Below are 15,406 nucleotides of genomic sequence, written 5' to 3' on the forward strand. Positions count from 1 at the left end.
TGTCTGACCAGCCTCTACCAGAAATTTCCACAGATCATTTGCTGTTGGTTTTAGCTGGAACTGTCCCTGTAAAACTGTCTGTTTCTGTGGTTCAATCCAGTAACGCTGGCGTTCAAAAGGATAAGTCGGTAATGGGATGCGATCGCGTTTTTCATGAGCATAAAAACCAGACCAGTCTACTTTGACTCCTGTAAGCCAGAGACGACCCAAAGTGTTGAGTAAAAATGACACATCTGACTGTTGCTCCTGTGGATGGCGGATTGAGTTTAGTACTGTCAGTTCATTTTGATGATGCTCAAGAGCAAAAGTACTTAAAGTTCGCCCTGGTCCAACTTCCAGCAGGATGCGTTCATCTGTTTTGAGTAACTGGGCAATACCTTCGCTAAAGCGCACAGTTTGCCGTAGATGTTTTGCCCAATAGTTAGGATCTGTTGCTTCGGCTGAAGTTATCCAAGTACCACTGACGTTGGACAAAAATGGAATTTGGGGTGGGTTGAGATTAACTTTTCGTAACTGTTCTGTGAATGGCTCAACAATTGAGTCCATGATTTGGGAATGGAAGGCATGGGAGGTATGCAATCGCCGACACCTTACACCCTCCTCCAGCAATTGCTGTTGCAATTCATCTATCGCCTCAGTTGAACCCGAAACAACGCACAACGAAGGACTATTAATTCCAGCCAGAGAAAGTTCTGCTGTTAAAAAGGGTTGCAACTTTGACTGTGAAAGTTGAACTGAGAGCATAGCACCTTGGGGAAGCTGCTGGATTAATTGTCCCCTGATTGTGACTAACTTTAAAGCATCTTTCAAAGAAAAAACTTCCGCCAGAGTGGCCGCCACGTATTCCCCAATGCTGTGACCAATCATCGCTTCTGGCCGCACACCCCATGCCATCCACAATTTAGACAAGGCATATTCAATTACAAATAGTGCTGGTTGGGTAATATGAGTTTGTGTGAGTTGCTGTGCCGCTGCTTGAGCTTGTGCTTCACTTGGATACAGCACAGAATGTAAATCGAAACCCAACAGAGGTTTAAGTAGTTCGCAGCAGAGATCGACTTGTGAGGTGAAGATAGACTCACTCTCGTAAAGTTCCCGTCCCATATTCACATACTGCGTTCCCTGTCCGGGAAACATAAACACAACGGGGCGATCGCCCGATTGTTGGTACTGGGTAAAAACTCGTTGAGGATCTACAGGTGTGAGGGCCTTGAGAGCATCGTTGATGCTTTGGCAAAGCACCATCTGACGATGATTGAAAGCTCGGCGACCGACACCAAGAGTGTAAGCGACATCAGCAAGATTTAATTCAGGATGCTGTAACAGATGGTCTACTAAATTGGTGGTTGCAGTTTCTAAAGCCGTACTAGTCTTAGCTGATAGCAGCAACAATTGCCACGAGCGAGAAACACTAGAGAGTTCTAAAGGAGGCGCTGCTTCCAGAATCACATGAGCATTACTCCCACCAATGCCAAAGGAACTGACTCCAGCACGGTGCGGGATGCCATTTACTTCCCATTGGCAAACAGAAGTATTGACGTAGAATGGACTGTTGGCAAAATCAATCTGAGGATTGGGTTTTTCAAAATGCAAGCTGGGTGGGATCTGTTTGTGCTTGAGAGCTAAGACAGTTTTAATCAAACCTACTACCCCAGCAGCAGCGTCCAAATGCCCGATATTTGTTTTTACTGAACCGATCGCACAGAAGCCTTTTTTGTCTGTGCTGGCTCTAAAAGCTTGTGTGAGCGCGGCAATTTCCATCGGGTCTCCCAAGGCTGTTCCCGTTCCATGAGCTTCGATATAAGTAATCGTTTCAGGTTCAACCTCGGCTATAATTTGAGCCGTTCTAATCACCTTGGCTTGGGTATCGATGCGGGGTGCTGTGTAACTAACCTTGTTTGAGCCATCGTTATTAATAGCGGAGCCTTTTATGATAGCATGGATGGAATCTCCATCAGCGATCGCGTCTGTTAATCTCTTCAAAACTACAATGCCTACACCTTCGCCGCTCACAGTTCCCTGTGCTTTTGCATCAAAGGCGCGACAATGCCCGTCAGGAGAACCAATTCCGCCCTCTTTGTAAAAATAGCCAGCTTTACGTGATGCAGATATGGAAACGCCACCAGCCAAAGCCATATCACATTCACCATTCAGCAAGCTCATGATAGCTAGGTGAACAGCGACTAATGAAGTAGAGCAAGCAGTTTGAACGGTATAACTAGGCCCCGTTAAGTTCAGTTTGTAAGAAACACGGGTGCTGAGGAAATCTTTGTCACCCGCAATTGCAAGTTGATGATCGTCTATTGAGTCTCTAATGTTTGGGTTTAAATAAACATTTAGTGAATATTCACTGAGACTCGCTCCAGCAAAAACACCAATCGTACCTTTGTAATTTTCCGAGTCATAGCCAGCATTTTCCAGGGCTTGCCAAGCACACTCTAAAAAGAGGCGGTGTTGGGGATCTGTGATTTCTGCTTCTTTAGGATTGAAGCCAAAGAAAGCAGCATCAAATAATTCTATATCTTCTAATATAGCCCGCGCTTTGATGTAATTAGGATTACTAATTAAAGATGAATCTATCCCTGAAGCCAACAATTCTTCATCACTAAAAAAAGTAATTGTTTCTACACCATTTTGAATATTTTGCCAAAAGTCATTAATATTTTTTGCTCCAGGGAAACGCCCTTGCATACCAACTATCGCTATTTCTGAACCATTTGAGTGAGAAAATACTGAGGAAATATTCATTATTTATTAAATCCTTCATTAATATTTATAGATTTGATTTTTTGCAAACGTTTTTTTTGGTGAGATTTTCCCACAGCAATCGTGTCAGTTTTTATATCAATTTCCTGAGATGATGTTTGATTTTTGGCTCGGCTAAAATACTCGGCGAGGGAACTTATAGTCGGATATCTAAACAAATCGAGTAATAATAAATCAGTTTTGAAGATTTCACGCAATTGGCTATGAATTTTAACTATCAGCAATGAGTGACCACCAAGTTCAAAGAAGTTATCTTGAATACCTATTTTTTCTAGAGCGAGAGCTTTTTGCCAAACAGTGGCGATCGCTTGTTCTGCCTCGGTTCTGGGCATCACGTAAGCAACTTCCATCTCTGGGCGCAGAGTTTGCGGTGTAGGCAGCGATCGCCGATCAATCTTGCCGTTGGGCAACAGTGGCAGGGCTGTCAGTACCAGGAAGGCTGAAGGAACCATATATTGTGGTAGCTTTTCTTTGAGAAAGCTACGCAGTTCAGTTACTGTAAGTGTTTGTCCTGATTGAAGAGTTACATAAGCTACTAAATACTTGTTGGTGCGATCGCTATCCCCAAGGATTACTACAGCTTCGCAAACTTGAGGGTGTTGGAGCAATTCCGCCTCAATCTCGCCCAGTTCAATGCGGAAGCCCCGGATCTTAACTTGTTGGTCGATGCGTCCGATGAACTGAATGTCGCCATTTGGCAGGTAGCAGGCTAAGTCGCCGGTTTTATACAAAGATGCCCCTGATTCACCAAAAGGATTGGGGATAAACTGAAGGGCTGTAAGTTCAGGACGATTGAGATAACCCCTAGCCAGACTGACACCACCAATATATATTTCACCCAGCACACCTACAGGTACAGGGTTTAAATGTCGATCTAACAAATAAACTTGGGTGTTGGCGATCGGACGACCAATGGGAACCCAAGATATCTGCTGGTTTTCTTGGGAGGTATCTGGTTGATAAATTGTTGTACCAATAGTTGCCTCTGTTGGGCCGTAAGCGTTGAGCCAGAGGATGCGATCTCCTGCAAATTCCTGCCAAAGCGCAAGTTTTTCTGGTAAAGCTGGTTCAGTTCCTACGATCACTAAGCGCAGCGCAGTCGGCAATAGTGCTGATTTTTGAGTCAGGTAAGAAACCCACTCATGCCAGTATGCCGTTGGTAGATTTAGGACGGTTAGTTTTTCCTGCTCCAAGAATTGATGAAAGCTAGTAAAATCTAATATCCAATCGGGTCGGATAATAACAGTTGCTCCGGTTAATAATGATGGAAACACCTCTTCTGCGGCAACATCAAAGCTAATAGAAGCAAATTGTAGAACACAATCGTCTTTTTGTAGTTGATAGGCTTTGGCTACAGAAATACTGTGGTTCACCAAAGCTCGATGCGTAACCATTACCCCCTTGGGTATTCCTGTAGAACCAGAGGTGTAAATCACATAAGCCAAGTTTTCGAGGGTGAGACTACTATGACAATTTTCCTCACTGTAAAATCCAAACTGCTGAGTACAACCTTGGGCAATTTCTTCCCACTCTGCGTCCAAGCAAACAATTTGAGCTTTGTGTTTGGGGAGTTCAGTAATTAGTTGCCTCTGGGTTAGCAGCACCAATAGATTTGCATCCTCTAAGATCAATGTTAGGCGCTCTTTTGGATAGGACGGATCTAATGGTAGGTACGCGCCACCAGCTTTGAGAATACCCAAAATTCCTACTACCATATCAAGCGATCGCTGTGTGCAAATTCCCACCAGTACCTCTGGTTTTACTCCCAGTGATCGCAGATGGTGCGCTAGCTGATTTGCTCGTTGGTTGAGTTCACGGTAGGTTAATTGTTGGTCTTCAAATACTACTGCTACAGCATCTGGTGTCCGTTCTACTTGAACCTCAAACAACTGCTGGATGCATTGGTCTTGAGGATATTCAGCTTGAGTATCATTCCACTCTACTAGCAGTTGGTGTCGCTCGGCTTTTGTTAAAAGTGAATACTGCCAAAGCTGGCGATCGCAATTGGCAGCTATATTTGCCAGCAAAGTTTTTAGATGCCACAGCATTCTGTTAATAGTAGCAGCATTAAAATTTTTGCTTTCATCGTAGGCAAGCGCGAGCAACAACTCTGAACCTGGTAAAACAGTCAGTGTTAAGGGATAGTTTGTCCTTTGAAAGCCATGAAAATCCTTAATTTCTAAATCAGCCCTGCGCTTTCGTAAAGCAGCATCAATGGGGTAATTCTCAAAAACTACAATACTCTCGAATAAAGACACACCTCTAGGAACTTCGCTCCAGCCGTGAATTTCTACAAGAGGGGTATATTCATACTGTCGCGCCTCAACTTGTTGAGCTTGAATTTGCTTCAGCCACGGTAAAAGGAAGGCTTCGGGATCAACCTTGACTCGGACTGGAAGGGTGTTGATAAATAGCCCCACCATCGATTCGGCTTTTGGCAAGGCAGAAGGACGACCTGAGACAATTGCCCCAAACACTACATCTTCCTCGCCGCTATAACGACTCAGGAGTAAAGCCCAAGCTGCTTGTACTAGAGTGTTTAGTGTTAGTTGATGCTTTTGTACTAGAGATTGTAGTGCTGCTGTTGTTGCTGCCTCTAGTTGAATTTGTTGTTGAGCGTAGCTATCATTGGGCAGTCTCTGTTGATTTTGGTCTAACCATAACTTTGTGGGAGCAGTAAAACCTTTGAGCATCTGCCGCCAAAACGTCTCAGCCTCAGATAAGTTTTGCTGCTGCTGCCAGACAATGTAATCTCTATAAGGACGTGAAGGTGCTACATAGGCATCCTGACTTTTACTCAAAGCGTCATAAAAAGTAAAAACCTCCTGAAAAATAATGGCAACAGACCACCCATCTAGCAATAGATGATGTTGGCTCCAAGTGAAGTGATAAGAATTGTCCGACAATTGGATTAGCATCAAGCGCATCAAAGGCGGGAGAGTGAATACAAAGCTTTGGGAGCGATCGCTTTGCAAAAAAGCCTCTAATTGTTGTTGCTGCTCGATAAAAGAGAGATGCCGCCAATCATGCTGCACAGATGATAATTTCACCTGACGGTGGACAACTTGCACAGGTTCTTTTAGGCCTTCCCACGCAAAACTAGTTCGCAAGATAGGGTGTCGGTCTACTACCTGCTGCCAAGCACTCTCAAACGCTACAATATCAAGCTTACCTGTGAGTGAGCAGCTAAACTGCTCAAAATATACTCCAGATTTGGGAGCAGCCAGACTGTGGAAAAGGATACCCTGTTGCATGGGCGAGAGAGGATAGAAATCTTCGATGTTTTTCACACCCATTTCACGTACCTCCAATTGCTGCTGTAATGGCATCGAGATCGGCTTGATCCCATTGGCTTTGCTGAAACTCTACAAAGTCGGAAGGAGTAAAACCGCCTGCTTCCGGTGATTGACAACAAGCAATGAGCGATTGCAGTGCCTGAATAAACCCTTGAGCAAGTGCTTCAACAGTGGCTCTACAATGTATCTGGTTGCTGTATGTCCAATTGATTTGTAACTGCCCTTGGGCGATCATGCTATCAATTTCTAGTAAATGAGACCTTTTAGCTAGCAAACTGCGGCTTATACCACTGGACTCGTCAGCAAAGCTCAATAAAGACGATTCTGAGAAAAGCTGATCGAACTGACCTAAGTAGTTGAAGCTGACTTGCGCTGATGGCAACTGACTCAATTGCTGGGCAATTTCCTGATCAGAACTGAGATAGCGCAGTATACCATAATCAATTCCTCGATTTGGTATCCTTCGCAGTTGCTCTTTAATTGTCTTAAGTGCTTCTTTAGGTTGGGATTGAGATGCGTTTTCTAATTTCAGATATACTGGGAAAATAGACGTAAACCAACCCACAGTTCGTGAGATTTCAAGATTTTCAAACAGTTGTTCTCGCCCATGTCCTTCCAAATCAACCAGTAGAGAACTTTGTCCCGTCCATTGTGCAAATGCTTGTACAAGCGCTGTCAACAATAGATCGTTGATTTGTGTGCGGTATACTGCTGGCACATCTTGCAGTAAGGCTTGAGTGTCTTTCACACCAAGAGATACTGAGACTGTAGTCGCTGTAGCTTCGGTATTATTTGTGCCTGGGTAGTCTTGGGGTATTGACTCAACCTGTTGAGTCAAGTTTGTCAACCAGTAATTTAGCTGTAAAGGCAGATTTTTTGATTGTGCATATTCAAGCAGACGCACAGACCACTGCTGAAATGAAGTTGTTTTGGCTGGCAATTGTAATGCTTTCTGTTCACAAATTTGCTGGTAAGCTGTTTGAAAATCCTCAAGTAAAATTCGCCAAGAAACTCCATCCACAACTAAGTGGTGAATTACCCAAAGCAAGCGACTTGGTTGCTTGTCACCAAAGTCAAAAAGCGCAACCCGCCATAGTGGTCCTTGTGTCAAATTCAAGCTAGCTTGTAGCTGAGTTGACATTGCTTCTATTTGTGCCAGTTGTTGATTTTTTGGTAGTGCTGACAAGTCCAAATATGTTAGTGGTACTTGATGGTCAGGACTAACTATCACGGCTTTCAAGCCAGATTCTTCTTTTGGAAATCGCGAACGTAGGACATCATGATGCTTTTGTAAAAACTGTACTACTTTTTCTAAAGCTACAGGATTAATACGCTGTTTGACTTCTAAGAGTACTGCTTGATTCCAATGATGCGGTTGTGCTTGCTCTTGTTCAAAAAACCATTGCTGAATAGGTGTTAGTTCTAGCAAACCAGTGACTAGGTTTTGTTCTGCTTGAATTTCTTTTGTTGTGCTAGCGACAACAGCAAGTTTAGCAATAGTCTGATGTTGAAATAATTGTTTAGGAGTTAAGTGTAGCCCGACTTGATTGGCTTTAGATATTACTTGAAGACTGAGGATAGAATCTCCACCTAATTCAAAAAAATTATCGTTGATACCGATTTTTTCTAAACCTAGTACCTGCGCCCAAATAACAGCCAATTGTTTTTCAACATTCGTCTGAGGTGCAATCAAAGCTTTTTCCAGTTCTGGACGTATGCGATCGGGTAGTGGTAGCGCTTTCCGGTCGACCTTACCATTAGGTGTTAGTGGTAGTGCCTCTAGGATTACAAAAGCCTTTGGCACCATGTAGTTTGGTAACTTTGACTCTAGGAAGGCGCGAAGCTCAGAAGTTGTCGGTGTTTGCTCTTTTTGAGCAACTACATAGGCAACTATTCTTTGAGAATCTGCTGAATCTTCATGTACTACAACTACAGTTTCTCCTGCTGCTGGATGTTGAGAAAGTAGTGCTTCAATTTCTCCGAGTTCAATACGAAAACCACGTACTTTTACTTGGTTATCAATCCGACCAATGTACTCTATTTCTCCATTGGGTAGATAGCGTGCCTTATCCCCAGTTTTATATAACTGTTCTCCTGGCTGCTTTGCGTAAGGATTGGGAATAAATTTATCCGCAGTAAATTCTGCTTTGTTTAGATAACCACGAGCTAAACCTGCACCACTGACGTATAATATCCCTGGTACACCTACAGGAACAGGTTGTAAATTTTCATCTAACAAATAAGTCTGGGTGTTGTGAATCGGGCGACCAATTGGTGGGGTGTTGGTAGCACCCTTATATATCCAACAAGAGGTTGAATAAGTTGTATCTTCAGAAGGTCCATACAGGTTAAATACCTGTTGTATGTTATCTTGCTTGTAAAGTTGTTGTACAAGTTGATTATGAAGCGGTTCTCCTGCAATATTAACAGTTTGTACTGAAGTTGGAATGCTATTAGTTCTGACTAACTGTGAAATCACACTTGGGACAGTATTAATTAAAGTCACACCAAAGGATGCTGGCAAAGTTGGTAATAAGAGTGCATTCTCGATTAAAATCACCTTGCCACCGCAACTAAGAGGAACAAACACTTCAAACACCGAAAGGTCAAAGCAAATCGAGGTTGATGCTAAAACTCCTTCTCTAGCTTCAATCGTATAGGTTTTGTTTGCCCAATCTAACATTGCAACTGTGCTAGCGTGTTTAATCATTACACCTTTGGGTCTGCCTGTAGAACCAGAGGTATAGATGACGTAAGCTAGGTTGTTAGTAGTGATTTGGGAGAATAAATTTTCCTGGCTTTGTTGTACAATTTCCTGCCAATCAGTATCTAAACAAACCAATTTAGCTTTATATTGCAGTATTGTCTTCAGAAGCGATGTAGTAGTCAGCAACACTGTTGCTTGAGTGTCTTCTAGTATAAAAGCTAATCGCTCTTGAGGATAGCTGGGGTCTAGAGGCACATATGCACCTCCTGCTTTGAGGATGGCTAATAATCCAATGACCATGAACAGCGATCGCTCTACACAAATCCCCACCAATATCTCTGGTTTTACTCCCAGTTGTTGCAAATAATGTGCTAGTTGATTTGCTCTAGCATTGAGTTCGCAGTAGGTTAGCTGTTCATCTTCAAATACAACTGCGACTGCATCAGGTGTTCTTTCTACCTGCGCTTCAAACAACTGATGGATACATTTTTGTTGAGGATACTCAACTTCTGTATCATTCCACTCTACAAGCAACTGATGTCGTTCAGTTTCCGTTAACAGTGGTAACTCCCAAAGACGCTGCTGTGGATTAGTGGCCATACCCTCTAGCAAAGTCTGCAAATGTCCTAGCATTCGAGTGATGGTGTCGAAGCGATCGCTATTATCATAAGTAATCTTGAGCAACAACTCCTTACCTGGATTAACAGTTAGAGTGATAGGATAGTTAGTCCTTTCAAAGCCATAAAAATCTTCTATCTCAAAATTGACATTTCTCTGTTGTACGGAAGCATCTACAGGATAGTTCTCAAAAACTACTATACTCTCAAACAGAGCCAAACCTTTAGGAACTTCACTCCATCCCTGGATTTTTACTAAGGGACTATATTCGTATTGACGCGCCTCAACTAGTTGAGTTTGAATTTTTTGCAGCCAAGGTAAAAGAAATTCTTTGGGCGAGACTTTGACTCTAACTGGTAGTGTATTAATAAACAGTCCTACCATAGACTCGGCTTGAGCTAGAGTTGGGGGACGACCGGAAGCTACTGCCCCAAAAACTATGTCTGACTGGCTACTATAATGGCTTAACAGCAAAGCCCAAGCTCCTTGTACTAGAGTGTTGAGTGTGAGCTGGTGCTGCTGTGCTATGGATTGCAATGCTGCGGTTGTTACTGCTGAAAGCTGAATTTTTTGTTCGTTATAGTCATCTTGTGGAGTCAGCGATTTTTTGGCTTTTTGATCTGCCCACAACCTTGTGGGAGTAGTAAAACCTTTGAGCATCTGTCGCCAGAAAGTTTCAGCTGCGGATAGGTTTTGTTGCTGTAGCCAAACAATGTAATCCCGATAAGGGCGAATAGGTTCTAAGTATACGTCTTCACCGTTGCTGAAAGCTTTGTAACAAGCAAGAACTTCTTTAAAAACTAAGGCAACAGACCAGCCATCTAGTAACAGATGGTGATGACTCCAGGTAAAGTTATAGGAGATATCCGAAAATTGAACCAATGTTAGGTGTATTAATGGTAGATGCGTAAGTTCAAAGCCACTGAAGCGATCGCTCTGTAACAAAACTTCTAACTTTTGTTGCTGTTCATCCGAGGAGAGATGCTGCCAATTATACTCTTGCCAAGGTAGCACCACCTGTCGATGTACAATTTGCACTGGTTCTTTTAAGCCTTCCCAAACAAAGCAGGTTCGCAGAATTGCATGGCGCTCTACAACATACTGCCATGCGCGATGGAATGCTGTAACGTTGAGCTTTCCTTGGAGAGTCCAGCTAAATTGTTCAAAATAGATGCCAGATTTGAGGGCTGCAAGACTATGGTAGAGAATGCCCTGCTGCATGGGCGAGAGGGGATAAAAATCTTCAATATTTTTGTTTTTTTCTCTTATAGCTGCTGTAATGGCATCGAGATCGGTTTGATCCCATTGGCTTTGTTTAAACTCAGCGAAATCGGAAGGGGTAAAGCCTCCGGCATCAGCAGATTGGCAATGAGCAATCAGCGATCGCACTGCCTCAATAAACTGTTGAGCAAGAGTTTCAACTGTAGTTTGCCGATGCAACTTATTGCTGTAAGTCCAGTTGATTTGCAGATATCCTTGAGAAATACTGCTGTTAATTTCCAGCAAATGAGTTCGTTTGCTTTGCAAACTGAGACTCGCACCGCTCGATTCGGTAGCGAAGCGAAATAAAGACGAGGTTGGTAAAACTTGGTCAAACTGTCCTAAATAATTAAAAACAACTTCAGCTTTTGGCAAGTAACTGAATTCGCTAACTCCCTTATCTGCACTGAGATAGCGCAACACTCCATAACCAATACCTCGATTTGGAATCGCCCTGAGCTGCTCTTTAATTGATTTGAGAGCTTTTCCTGGCGGGTTGGAAGTGCTTTCGAGACTTAGGTGTATCGGGAAAATAGTTGTGAACCAGCCTACAGTTCTCGACAAATCTACATCCTCAAACAATTCTTCTCGACCATGCCCCTCTAGGTCAATAAGTAAAGAAGTTTCTCCCGTCCACTGAGCAAATGTTTGCACAAGTGCAGTTAACAATACATCATTAATTTGTGTCTGATAAACTGCTGGTACCTGTTGTAATAAAACTTGAGTTTCTTCCACACTCAGCGATACAGCCACACTACAAGCTGACTCTTCTAGATTGTTCGCATAGCTAAAATCTCTGGGTATAGGCTTAACAAGTTGATGCTTTGTTGTCAGCCAGTATTCTAACTGCGAACTTAATTCCGGCAATTGTGCATATTCTTGTAAACAGATAGACCACTGTTTGAAAGAAGTTGTTTTGGCTGGCAATTGTAATACTTTCTGTTCACAAATTTGCTGGTAAGCTGTTTGAAAATCCTCAAGTAAAATTCGCCAAGAAACTCCATCCACAACTAAGTGGTGAATTACCCAAAGCAAGCGACTTGGTTGCTTGTCACCAAAGTCAAAAAGCGCAACCCGCCATAGTGGTCCTTGTGTCAAATTCAAGCTAGCTTGTAGCTGAGTTGACATTGCTTCTATTTGTGCCAGTTGTTGATTTTTTGGTAGTGCTGACAAGTCCAAATATGTTAGTGGTACTTGATGGTCAGGACTAACTATCACGGCTTTCAAGCCAGATTCTTCTTTTGGAAATCGCGAACGTAGGACATCATGATGCTTTTGTAAAAACTGTACTACTTTTTCTAAAGCTACAGGATTAATACGCTGTTTGACTTCTAAGAGTACTGCTTGATTCCAATGATGCGGTTGTGCTTGCTCTTGTTCAAAAAACCATTGCTGAATAGGTGTTAGTTCTAGCAAACCAGTGACTAGGTTTTGTTCTGCTTGAATTTCTTTTGTTGTGCTAGCGACAACAGCAAGTTTAGCAATAGTCTGATGTTGAAATAATTGTTTAGGAGTTAAGTGTAGCCCGACTTGATTGGCTTTAGATATTACTTGAAGACTGAGGATAGAATCTCCACCTAATTCAAAAAAATTATCGTTGATACCGATTTTTTCTAAACCTAGTACCTGCGCCCAAATAACAGCCAATTGTTTTTCAACATTCGTCTGAGGTGCAATCAAAGCTTTTTCCAGTTCTGGACGTATGCGATCGGGTAGTGGTAGCGCTTTCCGGTCGACCTTACCATTAGGTGTTAGTGGTAGTGCCTCTAGGATTACAAAAGCCTTTGGCACCATGTAGTTTGGTAACTTTGACTCTAGGAAGGCGCGAAGCTCAGAAGTTGTCGGTGTTTGCTCTTTTTGAGCAACTACATAGGCAACTATTCTTTGAGAATCTGCTGAATCTTCATGTACTACAACTACAGTTTCTCCTGCTGCTGGATGTTGAGAAAGTAGTGCTTCAATTTCTCCGAGTTCAATACGAAAACCACGTACTTTTACTTGGTTGTCAATCCGACCAATGTACTCTATCTCTCCATTGGGTAGATATCGAGCTAAATCACCTGATTTGTAAAGACGCGCATTGGGTTTATCACTAAAGCGATTAGGAATAAATTTTTGGGGAGTTAGTGTTGGTCGGTTTAAATAACCTCTGACTACACCAGCACCACCAATATACATTTCACCTGGTACTCCAATGGGTACTGGCTGCCGATACTGATCTAATAAGTAAACTTGTAAGTCAGAAATTGGACGACCAATTATACTTGCTAATGTTACTTCTAAGTCAGCCATTGTTAGGGGACGATATGTAACATGCACAGTTGTTTCCGTAATACCGTACATATTAATTAACTGTGGAAACTCATCGCCATGACGTTCAAACCAAGGTCTTAAACTCTCAAGCTGCAATGCTTCTCCACCGAAAATCACTTTTCGCAAGCTTAAGTTGTTACTATTTACCAGGGATTCCTCTACCTGTATCAGTTGATGAAAAGCCGAAGGTGTTTGGTTCAGTATCGTTACTTGCTGTGTTAGTAGTAATTTATAAAAGTCTTCAGGTGAACGACTCAGCAAATACGGTACTATTACCAACTGTCCACCATACAGCAAGGCACCCCAGATTTCCCAAACGGAAAAATCAAAAGCTATGGAGTGGAATAGCGTCCAAACGTCATGTTGGTTAAATTTATACCAGGATTCGGTTGCTGCAAATAGACGAATAACATTTCTGTGATTGACTAAAGCACCCTTGGGTTGACCTGTTGAACCAGAAGTATAGATGATATAAGCTAAGTTATCAGTTATACACTTACTGATTGGGTTTTGTGAGCTTTGTTGAGCTACACTTTGCCAATCTGTATCTAAACAAACAATTTTAGTCTGATTTTTTGGCAAATTCTTTATCAAGTGCTGCTGTGTTAGCAGTACTGACACAGCAGCATCTTGCAATATGAAAGCTAAACGTTCTAGTGGATACGCTAGATCTAGCGGTATATATGCACCACCTGCTTTGAAGATGGCTAATAGTCCGATGATCATAGAAAGCGATCGCTCTACACAAATCCCCACCAATATCTCTGGTTTTACTCCCAGTTGTTGCAAATAATGTGCTAGTTGATTTGCTCTAGCGTTGAGTTCGCAGTAGGTTAGCTGTTCATCTTCAAATACAACTGCGACTGCATCAGGTGTTCTTTCTACCTGCGCTTCAAACAATTGATGAATACATTGTTGTTGCGGATATTCAACTTTTGTATCATTCCACTCTACTAATTGCTGATATAACTCATCTGCTGTTAATAGTGGTAAATCTGATAATCTTGCTTGTGGATTTGCAACAATTCCCTCTAGTAAAGTACGGAAATGCTCTACGATTCGAGTAATGGTTTCAGCATCAAACAAATCGGTGTTGTATTCTAATAACCCCCTCAATTCTGGCTCTGCATTTACTATGTGTAGAGTTAAATCAAACCTAGCAGTCTTACTGTGTGTCGGGAGCCAATTCAAAGTCAAACCAGGTAGTGTTAATTCCTTTTGGGTGTCTTCGTGCAAGGCAAACATCACCTGAAACAAGGGCATATGACTGAGATTTCTATCTGGCTGAATTTCTTCTACTAATTTTTCAAAAGGTATATCTGCATGGGCATATGCACCCACACACACCTCGCGCACTCTATTTAATAATTCTAAAAAACTTGGATTACCAGAAACGTGAGTACGCAGCACAAGGGTATTGACAAAAAAACCAATCAACCCTTGGATCTCGCTTCGGTTGCGGTTAGCAATTGGGGAGCCAACGCAGATGTCTTCTTGCCCTGTGTAACGGTACAGTAAAGCTTGAAACGCTGCCAGTAGAGTCATAAACAGGGTTACATTTTCCTGATTGCTTAGATCCCTAAGCATATCAGTTAAGCTCACAGATAGCTCAAAAGAAGCAACTGCGCCTCGGAAGCTTTGGACTGCTGGTCGCGGACGATCTGTAGGTAGGGCTAAGGTTGAAGCATCAGCCAACTGTTGCTTCCAATAGTCAAGCTGCGTCTTTTGTAATTCTTTTTGCAGCCATTGACGCTGCCAAATAGCAAAGTCTGCATACTGAATGGGGAGATCGGGGAGAGGGAATGTTTTGCTTATAGAGAAGGTCTCATATAGTGCTGCTAATTCACGGATGAGTACTTTTATAGACCAGCCATCAACAGCAATATGGTGGATCGCAAATAGCAGCAAGTATTCTTCTACACCTATTTGTAGTAGCATGACTCGTAGTAACGGCCGAGATGCTAAATCAAAAGACTTTTGGGCTATTTCTGTTGTTAGCCGCTCAACTTGTGCTTGTCGTTCAACTTCTGGCATCAAAAGCAAGTTCACCAGTGGCAGCGTTACCGTTACAGTAGGATGAATAACTTGAACTGCTTGTTCCTCAACTATCTCAAAAGTAGTACGTAACGCTTCATGGCGTTGCACAATCTTGTTGAGACTTTGTTCTAGCACATCCACGTTCAGCGCACCCAATAACTGTATAGACGCTAGTTCACTGTAATAAGGATTGCTAGGATCTAACTGATGGAGAAACCACAGCCGTTGTTGAGCAAAAGATAGGGGGGCAGGACTTGTTTGAGAACGTTTTGGAATAACTTCTAATTGAGAGTGAGAGTCAACTTCACCCCGCAGCCGTTTTTCGAGAAGCGCCTGCTGAGTGGGTGAAAGCTTCGACCGTCGTTTCAAAATTTTATCTTTTGTGTTGTCCATAATGTCCCCATCAACC

Annotated in this window: 2 protein-coding genes and 1 pseudogene; all 3 read right to left on the reverse strand. The window is 42.5% G+C overall.

The genetic code is table 11. The features are described 5' to 3' along the window. Nucleotides 1–24: 24 nt before the first annotated feature. Nucleotides 25–2,748: pseudogene (locus V7K56_RS36965) on the reverse strand (type I polyketide synthase); the annotation flags it as partial. Further along, nucleotides 2,748–6,095 (reverse strand): amino acid adenylation domain-containing protein, encoded by a 3,348-nt coding sequence (locus tag V7K56_RS06005; protein WP_334908540.1) that lies wholly within the window; start codon nt 6,093–6,095, stop codon nt 2,748–2,750. The gene V7K56_RS06005 and the pseudogene V7K56_RS36965, both read right to left, overlap by 1 nt. Then, nucleotides 6,064–15,390, reverse strand: a complete 9,327-nt coding sequence (locus V7K56_RS06010; RefSeq protein ID WP_334908542.1) for an amino acid adenylation domain-containing protein — start codon at nt 15,388–15,390, stop codon at nt 6,064–6,066. The genes V7K56_RS06005 and V7K56_RS06010 overlap by 32 nt, the downstream gene beginning before the upstream one ends. Nucleotides 15,391–15,406 lie beyond the last annotated feature (16 nt).

Source organism: Nostoc sp. (assembly GCF_036917535.1).
GTDB lineage: Bacteria > Cyanobacteriota > Cyanobacteriia > Cyanobacteriales > Nostocaceae > Nostoc.